Genomic DNA, 20447 nt, shown 5'->3' on the forward strand with positions numbered 1-20447 from the left:
CACGCTTTTCAAGTCTCACTGCCTATCCGATTTCTTCCTTCGACTTACATTGTTCGGAAGCCTCTGACAGTCCTCGAACGGCTGTGTGACAGGCAGGGCGACGCCGTCAAAAACGCCGAACTTTTTGTAACTTTTCCTCTTTTCCTTAAGCGTTTCAGCCTCGGCAGCATGGGTGCTCTTTCCATTTGAGTACCTGTGTGAGGGTGAAGGGATGCCAGCTGTTTTCCGACCTGCGCTGCTGGGGATGGCGCTGCTTTCAGGTCCGCTTTATGCCGCGTCCACCGTGTCGCCCGGCGACCGTGAACTGGCCCGCGAACGTCAGCAAAAAGTGTTGGAGGAACAGCGTCGCCGCCTTGAGGACCTGCAACACCTGCCGGGCCAGATCACTGCACCAACCGCCCCCGCGCCGCTGGACGACGGCCAGTGCATCACCCTCACGCGCATCAATGTCGAAGGCGCTGCGTTGCTGTCGGCGGCCCAGCGGCAGGCGCTGCTGGAACCCTGGCAGGGGCGGTGCATGGGGGTGCCTCAACTCAACGCAGTGCTCAAAAGTCTCACTGATCATTACCTGCATCGCGGCTACGTCACCACCCGCGCCTACCTGCCGCAGCAGGACCTGAAAAATGGCGAGCTGACCATCATTGTGGTGGAAGGACGCCTTGAAGGACTCGACAGCTCATCGCTGGCCAGCCCGCTGGAGTCCGCCATGACCTTCCCCGGCACCGTGGGTGAGGTGCTCGACCTGCGTGAGCTGGAGCAATGGGTGGATCAGCTGTCGCGCTTGCCCTCGCGCCAGCCGCAGCTTGAGGTCCTGCCGGGGCAGGCGGTGGGCGGCAGTCGCGTGACGCTTAAAGGCGAGCGCTTCAAACCCTGGCGCGTCTCGGCCAACCGTAACAACCATGGCGATACCAGCACCGGTCGCCAGCAGGCCGGTATCGGCCTGGACTGGGACAGCCCCCTGGGCCTGGCGGATCAGTTGAACCTGCGGGCCAACCGCGACACCGTCAGCGACCGCTGGCGCCATTCCCACAGCCAGAACCTGTTCTACAGCCTGCCGTATGGTTGGTGGACCTTCAATTTCAGCCACGGCCAAAGCTACTACCGCACGCGTAACGACCTCTCCGGGTTTGCCTTTGCGCTGTCAGGTGAGACCTCCAGCCAGCAGTTGCGCGCCGAACGCGTGCTGCACCGCGATAACCTGGGCAAGACGGCATTTAACCTGGGCCTGAGCCACCTGCGCACCCGCAACTACCTGGAAGACGCGTTGCTGCGCACCTCCAGCCATCGCATCACTGAGCGTCAACTGGGCTTCAACCATGGCCGCCGAATCGGCAATGCCTTTCTCAATCTCGATGCCGGTTGGCAACAGGGCATCGGTGCCCTGGACGCCCAGCGCGATCTCTCCAGGCAGCGCGGCGCGCCTACCTCGCGCTATCAGAAATACACCCTGACCCTCAGCTATTTGCAGTCCTTTCGCTGGCTGGGCCAGTACTGGAGTGTCGACAGCCTTGCTACCGGCCAACACGCCGAAGACGAACTCTACGGACCACAACGCCTGAGCGTCGGCGGCCTTGGTGCTGTGCGCGGGTTTCAGCAACAGAACCTGTCGGGCAACAGCGGCGGCTACTGGCGCAGCCAGGTGCGCTGGCGCCAACCGGTTGCCTGGGATGCGCTGCGCCCCTGGGTGCACGAAGTGGGCGTGGGCTTTGGCTACGACGTCGGTGTGATCAGCCGCGGCCCGCATAACCCTGAGGTCGCCGGGCGCCTTACCGGCCATGCCTGGGAGTTCAGCGCACGCGGCACTCACCTTGCGGCGTCGCTGGCGCTCGCCCGTTCCCTGGAGCGCCCGGCCGTCGTTGAGCGCCGCGAACACCCGATCTACGCCCGAATCGAGCTGTTTTTCTAATAACAACAAGGAACCTTGCCTATGGACGTGCGCAGCCCGTTTAACCAGTGCCTGGCCCTGAGCCTGGCGGGAATCATCTTTCTCAACCCCATTGTTGCCGCCGCCGCAGAGCTGAGCGTGGACCCGGCCAGCCCTGGCACCAGCGTCGGCCATGCACCCAATGGCGTGCCGGTGGTGAATATCGCCGGGCCCAATGGCAGCGGGCTGTCCCATAACCTGTTCACCGACTACAACGTCGGCAGCCAGGGGCTGATCCTCAACAACGCCACCCAGGCCACGCAACACACCCAGCTGGGGGGGGTGATCCTCGGCAACCCAGGCCTGCAAGGGCGACCCGCCAGCGTGATCCTCAACGAAGTCACCGGTGGCAACCGCAGCCACTTGGGGGGCTACACCGAGGTGGCCGGGCAGGCCGCGCGGGTGATCGTCGCCAATCCTCATGGCATCACCTGCAATGGCTGCGGGTTTATCAATACGCCTCGCGCGACATTGACCACCGGCAAGCCAGTGATCGAGGGCGGGCGGCTGGATCACTTTCGCGTAGAGGGCGGCGATATTGCAGTGGAGGGCGCCGGGCTCAATGCACGCAATGTCAGCCAGTTCGACCTGATTACCCGTACCGCCAAGCTGAATGCGCAGTTGCATGCCGACCACCTCACCGTCATCACCGGCCGTAACGATGTCAGCGCCGACAGTTTGCAGGCCCACGCCCATGCCGAGGATGGCCGGGACAAACCGCAACTGGCCATCGACGCCAGCGCACTCGGCGGGATGTACGCCGGGACGATTCGCCTGGTGGGCACTGAACAGGGCGTAGGCGTAAGGCTGGCGGGCGATATGGCCAGCACCGCCGGCGACATTGTGATCAACGCCAATGGTGGCCTGAGCCTGTCCCACACCACCAGCGTCGGCGCACTCACTGCCAAGGCCGAGTCGATTGACTTGCAGGGCCCGACCTTTGCGATGGGGGATGTCAACCTGCAGGCCCAGGGTGACTTGGTGGTGCGGCAAACCCTGGCCAGTGCTGGGAATGTGAGCGTGGAAGGCACCTCGGTCAGCAACCAGGGCAAGGTTGTCAGCGGCATCCTGGAAGATCAGCGTATCGCGGGCAAACAGCTGGCCATCCAGGCCCAGCGCCTGGATAACCAGGGTGAACTCAACGCCAGTGGCCACCTGGAAATCACCAGCGGCAGCCTCGATAACAACGGCCGGATCGCCGCCGACAGCGCGAGAGTCGAAGCTCGCCAGACCCTGAGAAATAACGGCCAGGTCGTCACCGCCCGCGAACTGGACATTGTCGCCAATCAGGCCATCAACCACGCCGGTACGATTCATGCCGAAGGCGATCTGAGCCTGGTCGCCGACACCGTCGACAACAGCGGCAAGATCGTGGGGGCGGGCAGTGAGCTGAGTATTGCAGCCGGCACGTTCACCAACGCTGGCGAACTGCTCGGCGACCACCATCTGCAACTGCAGATCGATGGCGATCTGAAGAACACCGGCCTCATCGCCGCCAAAGGCGATGCCGTCATCAGCGCATCAAACCTCACCCAAGACCACGGCCAGATCCTCAGCGGTCAAGACATCCAACTGCGCGTGCGCGATGTACTGCACAACCTCGGCGTGCTCAGTGCAGCGCGGCATATGCAGATCAATGCCGCTCAGTTGAATAACCATGGGAGCGTCGGCAGCCAGGGCCATTTCCTGCTCACTGCCAGCGTCACCAACACCGGCCTGCTGTTCAGCGGCGGCGACCTGCACGTGCGCGGCGAGCATTTCAGCAACCTCGAAGGTGATCTCTACAGCGTCGGTGATTTCAGTTTCACCGGCACGCGCTTCAGTAACCTCTCCGGCAGCGTGGAAACCGAAGGCAACCTGCACATCAACGCCCGCGAGTTCGAAAACGCCCGTACCCACCTTGCCCTCGAACGCGAACTGGTCGGCGGCAGCATCCAGTGGGTCTGCGGCCAGCACTGCGACGGCGACGACAGCTTCAAGCGCGGCACCATCTATATCAGCGAAACCTGGCGCGAAACCGCCGCGCCCAACTCCACCCAGGCCGCGCGACTGGTGGCCGGCAAACACCTGAGTATCGACGCGCATACCCTGGAAAACCGCTACAGCCTGCTCGCCGCCAATGGCGACATGCATCTCGCCGCCCACCGCCTTATCAACCAGGGCGCGGCCTCCCAGACCGGTACTTCCAGCACCATCATCGGCACCCCCGGGCGCATCGACAAAGCCCTGTGGGACCAGATGGAGTTCCACGACCTGCCGGCCTTCAACAATGCGCCGTTCGACCCGGTGCGCTTTGCCGAACTCAAGGCGCGCTCGACAGGGGAGGGGTTCAGCAACCCCGGCACACTCACGACCTGGCGCGAGGATGGTCGCGCAGTCTATGCCGCTACCCTGCAAGCCGGCGGCAGCCTCAACCTGCAGGCCAGCGAGTACCTGCAAAACGGCACCCTGCGTGAAAACACCCTGGCGCAACTGACGGGCGAAACAGGCCACAACCCCAACGACCTCGAACTGAGCCCTGATCGCCTCAGCGAAGACTTGACCCAACCGCCGGAATTCCAACTGCCCAGCGGTGAATACGGGCTGTTTATCCCCAGCAGGAATCCGGGCAGCCCCTACCTGATTGAAACCAATCCACTCTTCACCCACCTTGCCAGCTTTCTCAGTTCCCAGTACCTGCTCGACAAGATCGGCTACAACAACGACGAAGCCTGGCGACGCCTGGGCGACGGCTACTACGAAAGCCGCCTGATCCGTGACGCCGTGCTGGCGAAGACCGGGCAACGCTTTCTCGCCGGGCTGGAGAGCGACGAGGAACAGTTCCGCTACCTGATGGACAACGGCCTCAGCGCCCGCGACAGCCTGCAACTGAGTGTCGGCGTCGGCCTCACCGCGCAGCAGGTGGCGGCCCTGACCCACGACATCGTGTGGATGGAAAAACGCCAGGTGCAGGGCGAAGACGTGCTGGTGCCGGTGCTGTACCTGGCAACGGTCGATGCCCATAACCTGCGGGGCGGCAGCCTGGTGCAAGGCCGGGATGTCAACCTGGTCAGCGGTGGCGATATCCTCAGCGTGGGCACCTTGAAAGCCTCGCAGGATCTGACCGCTATCAGCGATGGCAGCCTGCTCAATGGCGGCACGATCAGCGCCGGTGACCGCATCAGCCTGCTGGCCAGCGACAGTATCCGCAATGCGATGGCCGGTGAGATCCGTGGCAGTCACATCGATCTCACCAGCGTGAGCGGCGACATCCTCAACGAACGCACCGCCCACGCCAGGCATCAGGGCGACGGCACCCTCGTCACCCATCTCGACACCGCCAGCCGGATCAGTGCCGGACAGCAACTCACGCTCAATGCCGGTCGTGACATCACCAACCGTGGTGATATCAACAGCGCTGGCGATGCCAGCCTGAGTGCGGGGCGCGACATCAACCTCATCGCCGTCACCGACACCCAACAGGTCCGCACCACGGAAAACGGCGGCCACCGCGTCACCCAACACAGCCGCACTGAACAGCTCGGCGCCAACCTCAACGCCGCCGGTAACCTGAGCCTGCACGCCGGGCGCGACATCACGCTATTGGCCAGCCAGGCCAACGCCGGCAAAGACCTGACCGTCGCCGCCGGTGGCAACCTCCACCTATTGGCCGCCGCCAACGAAACCGATCATGAGGTCAACAGCAAACGCGACGGCGCCAGGGTCCATGAGCAAACCACCCAGGTCCGCCACGTGGGCAGCCAGCTCACTGCCGGCGGCACCCTTACCGCCAGTGCGGGGCAAGACATCGTGCTGCACGCCAGCCAGGTTCGCAGCGGCAAGGATGCGTATCTGGTGGCCGGTGGGCAGTTGCAGCTGCTGAGTGCCAATGACAGCGACTACAGCCTGTATGACTACAAGAAAAAAGGCAGCTTCGGCGCACTCAAGACCCAACGCGACGAAGTCACCGACCTGCGCGCGGTGGGCAGCCAGGTCACCACTGGCGGCAACCTCAACCTGATCAGCGGCGGTGACCAGCTTTATCAAGGGGCCAGGCTGGAAAGCGCTGCGGACATCGCCATCACCAGTGGTGGAGCGGTGACCTTCGAAGCGGTGAAGGACCTGCATCAGGAGAGCCACGAGAAGACCAACAACAACGCATTCTGGGTGTCATCCAAGGGCAAGGGCAGCACTGACGAAACGCTGCGCCAGAGTCAGCTGGTTGCCGGGGGCGCCATTGCGATCAAAGCCGTCGACGGTTTGAAGATCGACATCAAGCAGGTCAACCAGCAGAGCGTCACCCAGTCCATCGATGCGATGGTCAAGGCCGACCCGCAATTGGCTTGGCTCAAGGACGCAGAGCAACGCGGGGACGTGGACTGGCGTCAGGTCAGGGAAGTCCACGACAGCTTCAAGTACAGCCACTCCGGGCTGGGCCCCGCCTCGCAAATGATCATTGCCATCGTGATGTCGGCAGTCATCGGGCCCATGGCGGCGGCTGCCGCGGGGGGCGGCGTAGGCGGCGCCATGGTCGGTGCAGTAGCCACCGGCGCGTCGACCAATGCCGGCGTCAGCGTGGTCAATAACCGGGGCAATCTCGGTGCGGTTCTCAAGGATGTGACGGCGTCCGATGCCATCAAGGGCTATGGGATTTCGGCGATCAATGCCGGGCTGACGGTGGGTCATTTCGATCGGTGGACCGACACCCACACCCAGACCGACATAGGCAAAATTGTTACATCCGGCTCGCTGGGCACCTGGAGCGGTGTCGGCCAGTTCGCAGCCAACCAGGCGCTGCAGAACGGCACCTCTGTGTTGCTGAACAAAGCCCTGGGGCAGGGCGGCAGTGTCAGTGACGCGCTGAAAAATGCCTTGTTCAACACCTTGGCGGCCGCCAGCTTCAACCTGGTCGGGGATTACACGAAAAACCTCCTGGCGGACGGCTCGGCCCCGAAGGTGGTGATTCACGCCATGGTCGGTGGGTTGCTGGCAGAAGCCACCGGCGGCGACTTCAAAACCGGCGCATTGGCTGCGGCGGCGAGCGAAGCGTTGGTTGGCCACCTGGATGACTTGGTCAAGGGCAACGACAACCTGCTCACCATGAGCTCGCAGATCGTCGGCGTGCTCGCGGCTGCGGCGCAGAGCGATACGGACGCAGCCAAGCTGGAGACCGGCAGTTGGGTGGCGAAGAACGCCACGCAATACAACTACCTGTCACACAACCAACTGGAGCGAGCCGCCAAGCAGATAACGCGATGCACCGACGCCTCCTGCATCGAAGACGCGACGCGCAAATTCATAGAACTGAGCCTGCAGCAGGACATTGACGCGATAGTCAGCTGCCAGGCCGACCCCGACTCTTGCGCCGCACGCTCCATGGAAGTCGCCAACACCCAGGCGAACCTCAACGCCATCCGCGATATCGCTGACGACGCCTCGCCTGAGGCCCGGGCAGCAGTACAGAACCTCATCAACGGCAACTACGAATTCCAGGAAATGTTAGCGACCGCCACGACCGAGCACTCGGTGGGTGCGATGGTCGATTCGCTCAAGGCGAAATGGGAACTGAGCGACGCTCAGGCGCAGGACATTGCGGACAATTTGAAGATCGCGCTGGCGGTTGGGGTGGGGACAGCGGCGGGGGTGGTGGCTTATAGGCGGGCTGTGGCGCGTGGTACAAAAGTCTCGCAGGGCCTGACAGGTGACACCGGCGCCGCTTTACCTCGAGTGAGCAACGGTGTTCCACTTGATCCGCGTCTACCTGATCCAGTGGCTGGCCTGGAGTACACGCCAAAAACGCTGAGTTCCTCCAATCCTAACATTGCTAACTCCCAGGTTAACGGCTATGTCGGCGAGTTGAAATTGGCAAATGATGTTGCCGCCTTGCCCAATCAAACGGTAGTCCGGTACGGCGATGCTATAGGTACGCGCGGCGCAGATCTGGTGTCTGTCAACTCAGCTACAGGTGAAGTCACTTTGTGGGATAACAAGTATCGTAGCAGTGCTCAAAGTGTGCCATCTTCTCCAACGTTTACGCCTGGTTCGAATGCGCTGGATGGAGCAGTTTCCAACGCGCAGACAGCAATCAGAAATTCAAATTTGCCGGATTCAGTAAAGCAGCAAGCCATTCAAAATTTGAGAGATGGTAATTTCAATGCCAATACAGTGGGCTCGGGTGCTGCGAAAAATTCAACACCTGTTAGGTTTTGCGGAAATAACCCTTGTTGAGGATAATTCATGCTCTTTGACCCAGTCAAAACCAGATTTAATGGTTTCAGTGAGGCAATGCTTAAATGGCAATTGGATACGCAGTATGATCCAAAGCGGCCAATGGGGAATGTTGCCAAGTCTGATTTGTCCGATGTGATTTCAGCATGGCTAGTTGGCCTCCAAGGCGAGATTGCACCGGTACTTCCCCGCTCTCTGCAATGGATAGATAAGGCCATAGAAAACGACGAGGAATTCGGGCCAGACATTAATGCTCACAGGACAATATTGCACTGGGCAAAAGCTCTGGGTGAATGGATGGAAACGGGCTGGAATTCTGAAGGCGAATGGGGCGCGGCCCGTGTGTATGAGGAAGCTCGCTGGCGTTACGAAAAACGCCCTTGGTCAACGCATGATATTGTCAAAACTGGCCTGGATGACTACATGGCTTTTGCATATCAGAGCGGCGAACACGACGAAGGCTTTGAGGCAGGTATTGAGATGTATCAACGTTGGAGTGGCAAAAGAGAAATATTGCTATCCAGCACTTTGAAGCCCCGAGACTTTGGCTATGCTTTGTGCCTTCATCGAACTGCCCGTCAGGAGTTTAATGAAGACGAACTTTTTAAAGCTGGTAGAAAAATGCTTCAGGCCAATTTGCAAAAAACTTGGTTGGGCGGTGGGCAATATATTCGTGCAGCTACGTGGCTCAAGATTGTCTACTGGCACAACGATGAAGCTCTGACACCGTTACAAACTGTTTTGAAAGCATACGAAAACATGCCTAAAGTACCTCGGCCGGATTTTGTTTCAATAGTATGATCTTTTTGTAATGTCGAATCGATTTGGGGCAAAAGCGACAGGTGGTGCCGGTGAAAGTGCAGGCGCCATGCGCCGATTGGACTATGAAGGTGCTCCCTACCACGGAAAAGTCGAGAATGCAGTTAATGGTCGAGCTCCGGTTAATGGTCAAGAAGCGCTAGATTTTTCGATTCAAGTTAAACGGAGTCTGACCCCGAGTGATCTCAGATGATTGCCAGTTTTGAGACTGGGGGTTATCCATCAACACCTGTAGGAAAATTGGTTGGTACGCAATCTACGATGCCGGATGGTTCGCGTGTCCGTGTCATGCAAGCAGATAGCCGTAGTCCTCAGAGGGCTTCGTTTGAAAATGCTAATGGTGGGCCAATAGATCCAACAACGTGCAAGCCACCACAGCCACCGAAAGGTATTTCTAAAATCGAAAGAAAACAGTGGATTAGAGAAAGAACGCATATTGAGCAGGTGGACTAATGTTTGATTTTTTAAAGCTTGTCATGTCATTTTCCTCACTTCGTATTAATAGTATTGAGTGGGATGGTGATTTTTTGAACGTTTCTGGAGACGGTTGGAGCTTTAGCAGTAGTAGTGCCTGGAGGGTGTCTAAGGATGACGACATGTTGTTTGCATGTAGGGATGATCAGGCAAGTGTGCGTATTAAAGAGTTGGTAGGTCTTTCAGTTGGAAGTGTTTCGTGGATCGCCCAGAATCAGCCCGTAGATCCATCTCTTGCACTTTCTGATGGTAGAAGGCTTGATGTATTTTGCTCTTCTGTTTGCGAGCCTTGGGTAATGACTCTTCCGAATAATATTGTTTATGTTGGGAATTCATAAAGTGCAAAAGGAACAGGGCAAGCTTTACGGGAAGTTGAGATTGTTTCTGGCAGTAAAGGTGCGTGGAATAAAGAGTTGAATAAGTCTGTGCCGAATACCGTATATAAGGTCTATGTGAATAAAAACTTCCCAACAGATGGCTTGAGCCACGTTGAGAGGGTCGAGTCAAATCTTTCATTAATAAAATATGATCGGAGTACATATCAGCAATGTGTGGCAGGCAAGTGCGGCGTTAGTGGGGGCGAGGGTGGGCACTTGATTGCTAGTATGTTCAACGGACCTTGGGAGAGATTGAACCTTCTTCCCATGAATGGGAACTTAAATGAAGATACTTGGAAATCTATGGTGAATGCATGGGCGTTCGAACTTAAAGGGGGTAAATAGGTTGGCGTGAAAATTCTTGATTATTGCAAATTAGTGCGATTTAAAGAAAATTAATGCCAGTCAGAGCAACTTAGAGTAACTCAGTGCAACTTCTCTCGGGTGTGGGGTCAGCACGTTTTTGTTGAGGCACGTTACCGACTGTTTACAAACGAGCTGCGCCATTCGTAACCAATCGACCGGACCAGTGGTGAAACAGTAAGCTATAGTGCTGTGCCCATTTATACAGGTACAAACCCAATGCCAACCGGTGTAATGTTGTCTGCTCGTGGGGCAGGCGGTTTTACTCTTGATGTATAAATTCCGAACGTGAGTGGAGTTAAGTAAGAATGATAAATAAACTGATTGCTCTCCTTTCACCACCCTCTCAGCGAATCTTTGATAATGCGGCTTGGGCGACCTTTGAATCTGAGGGAGGTCTGCGATTACCATCTGATTTTAAACAGTTCATATCAATTTACGGATGTGGAGCAGTAGACGATTTCGTATGGGTGTTAGATCCATTTTCAGAAAACTCAAATTTGAATTTTGACAAAAGCCAATATTTTATAGATGCGTACGCTGTAATGAGGCAGGAATTTTTATCGGACTATCCAAGACCAGATTACCCTGCGGAAGGCTCTTTTCTTCCTTGGGCGGTAACGGATAATGGAGAAACTTTTGTTTGGTTGGTTGATGGGGAGCCAGACTCATGGAAAGTTGCTATTCATAGCTCGGATCAGGGGGAAGAGGAAATCTACAACTTCGGCTGTGTTGAGTTTATTTTAAAGCTGCTTAGCAGAGATATTTCGTCAAAAATTCTACCTGGTCAGTTTCCTCCTGTTGATCTAGATAAACATTTTTTTACAGCTGCTGATTAGATGCAAAAGGAACTGCGAGCGGCTTGCCGTCTGGTGAAGCGAAATTAGTCGATAACGGTACACCAGCGGCTGATGATGCGAGTTTTACAGAAACATCCACATTAGGATGGACGAACATCTCGAGTGACGCTCGCGCGGTGGTCCGGGACGTCGAGTACTATTCAGGTGTGCCGATGCCCTCTAATCAGCGCACGCAACTTGCAGATGAGTTGCGTCAGGTGGATCACACTTATGTCGCACCCAGAAGCGACTATCAAGCCTTACAGCGTGAATACAATAGCCAGCGAAATAATCTCAAGCGTGAGTGGGAGTTGAATACTGGCTTGATATGGCCGAAGACGGAGAGTGGTGTGGATTTCCAAGCGCACCTTGTGATACCACAGCAGTATGGTGGACCTAACCAATGGTGGAATTTGCATCCGGTGCCGGGTGGAAGTGCTCACCAAGGTGGCGTTCATGCCCCAGCAAGTCCAACAACTACAGCATTTCCGCAGAACCCTCCGAGGCGACCATGACCATGTACGAAAAATTAGAAGCCTTCAATGCACTCGCATGCGTGCTATTAGAGCGTCTGACCCCTGTTTCTTCTGGTGACGTGAGTGGGATGCGACAGCAGTGGCCAGCGGCTCCCGATGATTACTTTACTTTTATGCAGGAGCGGGGGCATGGTGAGATAAAGGAGGACGACTGCGCGCTGTCGCTTTTGACTATTCAATCCATATTGTGTCCTGCGGCAGACTACTTTGGTAATGATGGGTTTTATAAAGACGGACCCTATGAATCGGGTGCTAAGGGCGAGGTGTGGCTGTTCGGCTGGGATAGCACCGGGACTGCTTTCGGTTTCGACAGTGGAGACAGCTGGCGATTGTTGGAAATCGACAATATTCGTTGGATAACGCGACTTGACTTGTCGTTTCGTCAGTTCGTCGAAGGGTTGTTGGTTTGTTATCCGCAGCGGCCGATAAGCTTTGCGAATGGAGTTTGGCGCGACTCGGGAGATGTTTCTTACACCCTGTCGGAGCTTCGTTGGTTGTAATGGTGGCTATGAGCTAACCGGTGACTGGGGGCGAGTAGCTATTAAGGGAGAAGCTGTAGATGTAATTGTGGAATATTAGTTGGTCAAAAAGCCATGGATGGAACAGTTCTTCTAAAGTTTGCATGGAGTCGACTTCTAGGAGGTGGCGAAAAATTAATATACTCCTCGAAAAAGATTGCGTTCATTAGTGCTCATTATTTGCTGATGGGGATTTTGGTGACCTTGAAAGGATAGAGCTGGAAGGTTTTAACAAGCTAGGAACTGTCGAATTTTGGTCTAAAGGTTGGGTGGGTATTGATATATATGACTGTGCTCTTGATGAGCAGGTTATGAATGTGTTGCTTTCTCCAGAAGAGGAAGAATCTGTTTCTCAGGCATTTGAGAGTTTTGTAAGGATATTGACGCAAGATAGTTGATGGTGCAAAAGGCGCAGTAACGGCTCTAGAGACAACCAGTCCTGTTGTCGTGACTGGGAAGTGCGCAATTGATAAGGTACAAAGTTACGAGGGGGCTCTTCGAGACGTATAGATGGCCCGTCTGTTTCACGCTGTCATATATCACGGTGATATTGACGGCTGGAGAAAGGATATTAAAGCCGGTGCCCAAGGCCTCGGGTTGCTGCTGGCTCGAATCGAAGGTAATCAATTTGTTATTACCGATGGCCGCTCCATTCCTCTTTCAGAGTGCAAAATAGAGTTCTCTTAAACTTGCTCCACTGACACCGGCCTTGCGCCGGTGTTTTTGCACCCTACCTGCACACTTTCTGCAGTTAAGTGGGGGGTAAACGGGGTCTGACCGAGTGATCTCCAGATCACCCAACAGGTGTTCCAACGCTAATCTCAGAGACAAAGTTGACTCAAGGCGCAGGAAGATATAACTATGTCGTTCTTCAGGATGGTCAGTTAGTGAACCGACTGCTCTGCAATGGCTTGCGCTCGACAACTAGCATGAGAAGCGCGAGTGGGGGACGGCTATCTCAGTGGCCCCACCACCTGCCGATACCTCTCCACCCCCTGCGGCGTCTCCCGCACCAAACTGATCTCCAACCCCAACGGATCCTCGCGCCGATTCCCGCTCAACTGCCGCCAGCCCTTATCCGCCTCCCACACCCGCACCTGCAGGTCACGGACCCCGCTCAACACCACCACCCCATCCTTCGCCGCCGGCAGCGGATAGCGATCCCGCGCGGGTGCGGCAGCGCGATACAAACTGTCGCCCTTGAGCCACCAGCGCACCCGTTGCAGGCCATCGCCGGCGACGGGTGCGCTGCGAATGATGTCCAGCCGAAAGCCTTTGCTGTCGGAACTGCGCACGGTGACCGCCGCCAGTCCATCGAGCTTTTCTGCACTGTTCTTTGAGGGCTCCGGGGCGTTCAGTTCGACGCTGGCGCGCAGGCTGATGTCGCGCTGCAGTTGGTTGAGGGCGCGCAGCAGCACTTCGGTCTGTTCGCTGCTCGCCTGCAGGTGCTGGTCGGCGCGGGTGACGCTGTCCAGCCCGCGCCAGGCGATCACGCTGACTACGGCCATGAGCATGATCGCGACCATCACTTCGATCAGGGTGAAGCCTTGTTCGGAGCGCTTCATGGCTGGCTCACTACGCGCATCAAGCCGGCGGTGTCGCGTTGCAGGCTGAGGCTGTGTTGGCCGTCGGACAGCACGATGCGCACGGGTGGGTTGATCCATTCGGCGTCGAGCACCAGGGTTTGCCGGGGTTCGATATTGATGTGCATCGGCGTGCTTTCCCACAGGCGCGGGCGCAGTTGGGTGTCGCCCTGGAACGCTTCGACGCCACTGCCATCGTCGGTGCGACGGTTGAAGCGAAAGCCCTTGGCGTCGGCGCGCCAGGTGATCGGGCGGCCGTCCGCGCGGGCTTCGGCCTGGGCCACTTGCAGCAGTTGGCTCAGGCGCTCGGCGTCCTTGCGCAGCAGGTGCAGCGGGTCGGGCTTGATGGTCAGGCTGATGGCGGCGCTGGCGATGCCGATGATCACCAGCACCACCATCAACTCGATCAGGGTGAAGCCTTGCTGTTTCATCGGTAGGCCCCTCGAAAGCTGGTGAGCTTGTGAAATAAAAACGTGCGAATTGGCCTGTAGGCTGGTGCCATGGACAAACAGGAGGTCCTTCCCATGGCATTCACCCTGCGTTTCTCACCGGCCCACGGTGTGCAGATCGTGGCGTTGCTGGCGGCATTGGCCGGTGTGGCGGTCTGGACGCCGCTGCTGCTGACGTCCGCCGAGTCCCATACGCCCCAGGCCGCGCCCCAGGTGCTGGCGGCGCGCAGCGATAACCCGGCGCTGCAATGGTTTTCCAATGCGCCGGCGGCGTTGCAGGTCAAGGTCTCTGGGGTGCTGGCCGGGGCGCGCGGTGCGGTGGCGATCCTCAGTCTCAACGACGGCCCGCCGCGCAGTTTCCTGCTGGGCGAGCGCCTCAGCCCGGGCGTGCGGCTCACGGCCATCGAAGGCGATGGGGTCGAGATCGAGCGCGGCGGCGAGAAGCTGCGCGTCAACCTCGACAAGTTGCCCGATGGGCCGGCCTTGCCGCGGCTCACTCGGCCCTGACCTGTGTCTCCACGCGGGCCAGCGGCGGCGCCTCGCGGCTGGCGTCGAGCACCTGCACGTTGACTTGAAACAGGCGGCCATCGCGACTGATGGTCTGCTCGCACCGCAGTTTCAAGCGCCCCTGGTCACAGCTGAAGGTCTTTGTGCCGTCGCGCAAATGCCCCTCCAGGCGCAACTCCGCCAGGCGACTCTGCGCCGCCAGCAACCCCATGGATTTGTCCCGCAGCAGGCCGTTGCCCTGGGTCATCAACCCGGCCACGCGGATGGCGGCGGCCATCGCCACAGCGATAATCGCCAGCGCCACCAGCACCTCGATCAGGGTAAAACCTTGCTCCTTGCGACGGCCGTACATGGCGTTCTCAAAGCCGGGAAACAGGCCCGCAGACTAGCGCCGGCAGTTGACCGATTGGCGACCGAAACTCCCGAGGATTTTCAATACGACTGACATGTGTTCTTGCAACACTGCGCCACGAAATGTACCCAAGCCAAGGAATGTCGAGATGGATATCGCGCGCCTAACATCCCCATTGCCAGGCCCTCGCGGCCAGCGTGGCTTCACCTTGATCGAGATCATGGTGGTGGTGGTCATCCTCGGGATCCTCGCGGCGATGGTGGTGCCCAAGGTCCTCGATCGCCCGGACCAGGCGCGGGCCACCGCCGCGAAACAGGACATCGGCGGGTTGATGCAGGCGTTGAAGCTGTATCGCCTCGATCACGGCACCTACCCGAGCATGAACCAGGGCCTGAAAGTGCTGGTGGAGCGCCCGGCGGATGCCAAGAACAATAACTGGCGCGCCTACCTCGATCGTTTGCCCAACGACCCCTGGGGCCACCCTTACCACTACCTCAATCCGGGCGCCAACGGTGAGGTCGATGTGTTCTCCCTGGGCGCCGATGGCCAACCGGATGGCGATGGCGTGAATGCCGATATCGGCTCCTGGCAGTTGTAAGGCGCGCCATGAAAGGGTATTCGCCCCCAGCGGCGAAGCAGCGCGGCATGGCGATTATCAGTGCCTTGCTGATCGCGGCGGTGGTGGCGGTGATCGCCGGCGGCATGCTCACGCGCCAGACCGTATTCACCCGCAGCCTGGAAGCCGAACAGTCGCGCGTGCAGGGCCAATGGCTGTTGCTCGGTGGCCTTGAACGCAGCCGGCAGATGCTCTGGGAGGCGCGCCAGAAGGACGTGCTGACCCGCCTTGACCAGCCCTGGGCGCGGGCCCAGACCGGCGTGTTCGAGGGGCGGATCGACGATGAACAGGGCAAGTTCAACCTGCGCAACCTGGTTAACCGCCAACAGCCCGACGCCGAGCAATTGCAGAGCTTCGAGCGCCTGTGCCGCACCCTGGGCGTGGCCCCGGCCGTGAGCCGGCGCATCAGCCAGCGGGTGATTGCCTCCTACGAACAGAACGGGCAGCCCGCCAAATACCCGATGCTGCGCAGCCTCGACGACCTCAGTGGCCTCGAAGGCCTGACCCCGGAGGTGTTGCAGCGCCTGCAGGCGTACGTCAGCGTGCTGCCCGGTAAGACCTGGGTCAACGGCAACACCGCCAGCGCCGAAGTGCTCAGCGCGGTGGTGCCGCAGCTCAGCCTGTCCCAGGCCCACGGGCTGGTGGCCGAGCGCGACAACGGGCATTGGTTTATCAACCGTGGGGATTTCGTCAACCGTCTGCACTTGCCCCAGGTGGAGTTGGAAGCGGTGCAAGTGGGCATCACCAGCGAGTGGTTTCGCCTGCAGGGCCAGGCGCGCCGCGAGCGCCGGCGGGTGACGATCGACGCGTTGCTGCACCGCCCCGAAGACCGTGAGCCCAGGGTGATCTGGTCGCGGGTGGGCGTATGAAACGCCTGCGCATTGCCTTGCCGCCGCTGGATCAGGTCCGTGCTGAAAGCCAGGTGAAGTTTGCCTGGCTCGAGCGTGGCGTGGTGGTGGCCGAGGGGCAGGAAAGCCTGGCGCAACTGGGCAAGCGCCGGCAGGCGGTGGACTGCTTTCTGCACCCGCGTGACAGCCTGCTCACCAGCCTGGAGCTGCCGCCATTGCCCGCAGCAAAGAACCAGGCGGCGGTGGCCTGTGCGGCCCAGGCGCTGATCCTCGGGCCGGTGGAACAGATGCACGTGGCCCACGGCCCGCGCGAAAGCGATGGGCGCGTGCAGGTGGGCTGGGTGCCCAAGGCCGGGCTGGAACGGCTGGGCCAGGTCTTGACCCAGGTGCAGCTCAAGCTGCGCGGCCTGTACCCGGCGCCCTATGCCTTGCCGGTGGGGGCGGCGGCGTTGGACGACGGCTATCTGTTGACCCGCGACAGCCTGCAGCAGGGCGCTGTGCACCCGCTGGGGTTGCAGGCGCTCGACGTGCCGCTGGTGGCGGAGGCGCAGCGTTGGAGCGGCGCGGTGCCTGGCTGGGGCTTGCACGCTCGCCTCGGTCAAGCCTCCGGCGCCGGATGGGGCAGGGCGCTGGCCTGTGTGGCGCTGGCCGCTGCCATCTGGACCGTCGGCCTCAACCTGTATGCCGCGCGCCAGGTCGACGAAGGCCAACGGCTCAAGGCGTTGATGAACCAACAGGTGCGCCAGGCGTTTCCTGAATTACCCGTGGTGCTCAACCCCTTGCAGCAGGCCCGTCAACAGTTGGCCGCACGTCAGAGCGGCGCGGCTGCCGATTCGGGCCAACGCTTCAGCAGCCTGCTGCAACTGGCAGGCAGCAACCTGCCCTTTATGGTGGGCAGCGTCGACAACCTCAATTTTGAACAGGGCACCTTGCACCTGGCGTTACTCGCCGACAGCCGCAACCCGGCGGCCGAGGGCGAGTGGCAGGCCGCGTTGGCCCAGGCCGGTTTTGCCGCCACGCGCGATGAGCAGGGCTGGAGCATCGGCCCGGCGCCGGCCACGGAAAAAACGGAGGCCGGCGATGAATAGGTGGCTGCGCCTGCGCACCCGGGCCCAGGTGTTCTGGAGCGGCCTGGCCCTGCGCGAGAAACGCCTGCTGATCGGCGCCGGGCTGGTGTTGGCAAGCCTGCTGACCTGGCTGGTGCTGGTGCAGCCGGCGTTGAAAAAGATCGACTACTGGCAGGCCGAAACCCCCAGGCTGCGCGCCCAGGCCGAAGCCTTGCAGGGGCTGTTGCAGGACGTCGCCGCGCCGCGCCAGGCCGACGAAGCCGCGTTGCGCCAGGCCCTGGACAGTGCCGGCCTGCAAGGGCATTACCAGGTGCAGGCGCTGGAGGCCGGCGGTTGGCGCCTGACCTTCGACAACGCCCCGGCCGACGCCGTGGTGGGCTGGCTGCTGGGCAATCCCCGTTCATTTTCCCTGGAGGTGTCCGAGGCGCGTTTGCAACGTGCTGCGGATGCCGTCGATAACTCGGCCTGCACTGTGTCCGGGACCGTTCGCATGGATCAGGCGCCTGGCGCTAAGGAAGCTTCATGAAGTGGTCAGTCCTCCCTTTTCGCAAGGCCGCGACGTTGCTGTTGCTGGCCTTGAGTGCGTGCAGCAGCCCGTCAACCACGCCGTTACTGGTGGACAGTGAGCTTGGCCAACCCCTGGCCGATACCCGGCGCAGCGGCGATACCCTGCTGGATCGCCAGCGCGACGAAGCGCCGAAACCGCGGGTCCAGCACCCGGTGACCAACAGCGTCCGTGGCCAGGCCCCGGCGCCGGTCAAGGCGCGCAACCCGCTGGGTGACCAGCCGGTGCAGCTCAACTTCGTCGATGCCGATATCCAGGCGGTGGTGCGCGCGCTGTCCCGTGCCACCGGCCAGCAGTTCCTGGTGGACCCGCGGGTAAAGGGCAAGCTCACCCTGGTCAGCGAAGGCCAGGTGCCGGCCCATCAGGCCTACGACATGCTGCTGGCGGCCCTGCGCATGCAGGGTTTCAGTGTGGTGGATGTGGGCGGCGTGGCCCAGGTGGTGCCGGAGGCCGATGCCAAGTTGCTCGGCGGGCCGATCTACAGCGCCGGCAGCAGTGGCATGCAGACGCGCACCTTCCGCCTGCAATATGAAAATGCGGTGAACCTGATCCCGGTGCTGCGCCCCATCGTGTCGCCGAACAACCCGATCAACGCCTACCCCGGCAACAACAGCATCGTCATCACTGACTATGCGGAAAACCTCGCGCGGGTCGCCCAGATCATCAGCGGCATCGACACCCCCAGCGCCATCGACACCGATGTGGTGCAGATTCAGAACGGCATCGCCGTGGACATCGCGGCCATGGTCGCCGAACTGCTGGAAACCCAGGGCGCCGACCAGACCCAGAAGATCAATGTGGTCGGCGACCCGCGCTCCAATTCGATCATCATCCGTTCCGGCAGCCCCGAGCGTACGGAGCTGGCGCGCAACCTCATCTACAAGCTCGACAATGCCCAGAGCAACCCCAGCAATATGCACGTGGTGTACCTGCGCAACGCCCAGGCCGCCAAGCTGGCCCAGTCGCTACGCGGGCTGCTCACCGGCGAGAGCGATTCCGGGGTGAGCGACGATGGGCGTGGCAAGCTCAGCGCCATGGGCGGCAATGGCAATAACAGCCAGGGCACGAGTAATGCCCAGAACAGCAGCGGCACGCCCACCGGCAGTGGCGTGCAGTCGGGCTATGGGCAAGCCACCGGTTCCAGCACCAGCACCAGCACCAGCAGCGGCAATACCGCCAACGAGCAGGACACCGCGTTCAGCGCCGGCGGGGTGACCATCCAGGCCGACGCCACCACCAACACCCTGCTGATCTCCGCGCCGGACCCGTTGTACCGCAACCTGCGGGAAGTGATCGACATGCTCGACCAGCGCCGCGCCCAGGTGGTGATCGAAAGCCTGATCGTGGAAGTGGGCGAGGACGATGCCACCGAGTTCGGTGTGCAATGGCAGGCCGGCAACCTGGCGGGCAAAGGTGGCTTCGGTGGCGTTAACCTGGGTGGCAGCGGCGTCGTGGGCACACCCGCCAGCCCCACCAGCATCGACGTACTGCCCAAGGGCCTGAATATCGGCGTGGTCAACGGCACCGTGGATATTCCGGGGATCGGCAAGGTGCTCGACCTCAAGGTCCTGGCCCGTGCCTTGAAGAGCAAGGGCGGCACCAACGTGCTGTCCACGCCGAACCTGCTGACCCTGGACAACGAAGCGGCGAGCATTTTCGTCGGGCAGACCATTCCATTCGTCACCGGCAGTTATGTGACCGGTGGCGGCGGTACCAGCAATAACCCGTTCCAGACCGTGCAGCGCGAAGAGGTGGGGCTCAAGCTGAATGTACGCCCGCAGATCTCCGAGGGCGGCACGGTGAAGCTGGATATCTACCAGGAGGTCAGCACCGTGGACACACGGGCATCGGTGTCGGCGGGCACGGTGACCAACAAGCGCGCGATCGATACCAGCATCCTGTTGGACGATGGGCAGATCATGGTGCTGGGCGGGCTGTTGCAGGACGGCTACAGCCAGAGCAATGACGCGGTGCCGTGGCTCTCGGATATTCCGGGGTTGGGGGCGTTGTTTCGCAACGAGAAGCGCAGTGTGAGCAAGACCAACCTGATGGTGTTTTTGCGGCCTTACATTATTCGCGACAGTGGCGCGGGGCGCAGCATTACCTTGAACCGCTATGAATTCATGCGTCGTGCCCAGGGTGGGTTGCAACCGGAGCACAGCTGGGCGATGCCGGATGTGCAGGCGCCGCAATTGCCGGCGGTGGAGAAGGCGATTCCGGGCGGGCAGCAGCAGGGGCCGAGGGCGGTCATTCGCGCGGTGCCTGTAGGTGCACGACCATGAGCCTGCTGTACGCAGGACCAAATGTGGGAGGGGCGGTGCGACGATTCGACTTGCCCCCGATGAGGGTGTGTCAGCCACAGATGTACAAACTGACCCACCGCTATCGGGGGCAAGTCGAATC

General features: G+C 60.0%; 17 protein-coding genes. 14 read left to right on the plus strand and 3 right to left on the minus strand.

Annotation, left to right across the window (positions count from 1 at the left end; translation table 11 throughout):
- The first annotated feature begins 211 nt into the window (after positions 1-211).
- From J1N02_RS26530 to J1N02_RS26565, 8 genes are all read left to right on the plus strand, one after another.
- Entirely contained in the window at positions 212-1906 is a 1695-nt protein-coding gene (locus J1N02_RS26530; RefSeq protein WP_405125935.1) for a ShlB/FhaC/HecB family hemolysin secretion/activation protein, read from the plus strand.
- Positions 1907-1927: 21 nt separating this feature from the next.
- Positions 1928-8131, plus strand: coding sequence for a DUF637 domain-containing protein (locus J1N02_RS26535; RefSeq protein ID WP_405125934.1), 6204 nt, complete (start codon positions 1928-1930; stop codon positions 8129-8131).
- Between the two features lie 9 nt (positions 8132-8140).
- The gene (locus J1N02_RS26540; RefSeq protein WP_092359756.1) at positions 8141-8932 is read left to right on the plus strand and encodes a hypothetical protein; all 792 of its coding nucleotides are present in this window, start codon (positions 8141-8143) and stop codon (positions 8930-8932) included.
- A gap of 470 nt (positions 8933-9402) precedes the next feature.
- Positions 9403-9762: a hypothetical protein gene (locus J1N02_RS26545; RefSeq protein WP_137213091.1), complete on the plus strand. Its 360-nt coding sequence runs from the start codon at positions 9403-9405 to the stop codon at positions 9760-9762.
- Between the two features lie 87 nt (positions 9763-9849).
- The gene (locus tag J1N02_RS26550; protein ID WP_371856065.1) at positions 9850-10146 is read left to right on the plus strand and encodes a DNA/RNA non-specific endonuclease; all 297 of its coding nucleotides are present in this window, start codon (positions 9850-9852) and stop codon (positions 10144-10146) included.
- Between the two features lie 326 nt (positions 10147-10472).
- The gene (locus J1N02_RS26555; RefSeq protein ID WP_108574884.1) at positions 10473-11003 is read left to right on the plus strand and encodes an SMI1/KNR4 family protein; all 531 of its coding nucleotides are present in this window, start codon (positions 10473-10475) and stop codon (positions 11001-11003) included.
- 511 nt (positions 11004-11514) lie between these two features.
- On the plus strand, positions 11515-12039 hold the full coding sequence (locus tag J1N02_RS26560; RefSeq protein ID WP_405125933.1) for a hypothetical protein: 525 nt from the start codon (positions 11515-11517) through the stop codon (positions 12037-12039).
- Positions 12040-12567: 528 nt separating this feature from the next.
- Positions 12568-12744, plus strand: a complete 177-nt coding sequence (locus J1N02_RS26565; RefSeq protein ID WP_158277086.1) for a hypothetical protein — start codon at positions 12568-12570, stop codon at positions 12742-12744.
- 266 nt (positions 12745-13010) lie between these two features.
- On the opposite strand, the gene J1N02_RS26570 is transcribed toward J1N02_RS26565, so the two are convergent.
- Both J1N02_RS26570 and gspH read right to left on the minus strand, forming a co-directional pair.
- Positions 13011-13622, minus strand: coding sequence for a type II secretion system protein GspJ (locus J1N02_RS26570; RefSeq protein WP_405125932.1), 612 nt, complete (start codon positions 13620-13622; stop codon positions 13011-13013).
- Positions 13619-14071, minus strand: coding sequence for a type II secretion system minor pseudopilin GspH (gene gspH, locus J1N02_RS26575; protein WP_027607548.1), 453 nt, complete (start codon positions 14069-14071; stop codon positions 13619-13621). Before gspH ends, J1N02_RS26570 begins: the two co-directional genes overlap by 4 nt.
- 93 nt (positions 14072-14164) lie before the next feature.
- Between gspH and J1N02_RS26580 the strand changes: the two genes are divergently transcribed.
- On the plus strand, positions 14165-14596 hold the full coding sequence (locus J1N02_RS26580; RefSeq protein WP_027607547.1) for a type II secretion system protein N: 432 nt from the start codon (positions 14165-14167) through the stop codon (positions 14594-14596).
- On the opposite strand, the gene gspI is transcribed toward J1N02_RS26580, so the two are convergent.
- Positions 14583-14948 (minus strand): type II secretion system minor pseudopilin GspI, encoded by a 366-nt coding sequence (gene gspI / locus J1N02_RS26585; RefSeq protein ID WP_027607546.1) that lies wholly within the window; start codon positions 14946-14948, stop codon positions 14583-14585. The two genes, J1N02_RS26580 and gspI, sit on opposite strands and share 14 nt — an antisense overlap.
- A 148-nt stretch (positions 14949-15096) precedes the next feature.
- On the opposite strand from gspI, the gene gspG reads away from it, so the two are divergent.
- The 5 genes from gspG to gspD are packed head-to-tail and all read left to right on the plus strand — an operon-like array spanning position 15097 to position 20326.
- Positions 15097-15546: a type II secretion system major pseudopilin GspG gene (gene gspG / locus J1N02_RS26590; protein WP_027607545.1), complete on the plus strand. Its 450-nt coding sequence runs from the start codon at positions 15097-15099 to the stop codon at positions 15544-15546.
- Positions 15547-15554: 8 nt separating this feature from the next.
- Complete coding sequence (gspK, locus tag J1N02_RS26595; RefSeq protein WP_421148006.1) at positions 15555-16433, plus strand: type II secretion system minor pseudopilin GspK; 879 nt, start codon at positions 15555-15557, stop codon at positions 16431-16433.
- Positions 16430-17500, plus strand: coding sequence for a type II secretion system protein GspL (gene gspL, locus J1N02_RS26600; RefSeq protein WP_092359765.1), 1071 nt, complete (start codon positions 16430-16432; stop codon positions 17498-17500). The genes gspK and gspL overlap by 4 nt, the downstream gene beginning before the upstream one ends.
- On the plus strand, positions 17493-18005 hold the full coding sequence (gene gspM, locus J1N02_RS26605; protein WP_421148007.1) for a type II secretion system protein GspM: 513 nt from the start codon (positions 17493-17495) through the stop codon (positions 18003-18005). Before gspL ends, gspM begins: the two co-directional genes overlap by 8 nt.
- Positions 18002-20326 (plus strand): type II secretion system secretin GspD, encoded by a 2325-nt coding sequence (gene gspD, locus J1N02_RS26610; protein ID WP_421148008.1) that lies wholly within the window; start codon positions 18002-18004, stop codon positions 20324-20326. The genes gspM and gspD overlap by 4 nt, the downstream gene beginning before the upstream one ends.
- Positions 20327-20447 lie beyond the last annotated feature (121 nt).

This window comes from Pseudomonas sp. NFX5 (genome assembly GCF_049132125.1).
GTDB classification, from domain to species: Bacteria; Pseudomonadota; Gammaproteobacteria; order Pseudomonadales; family Pseudomonadaceae; genus Aquipseudomonas; species Aquipseudomonas marginalis.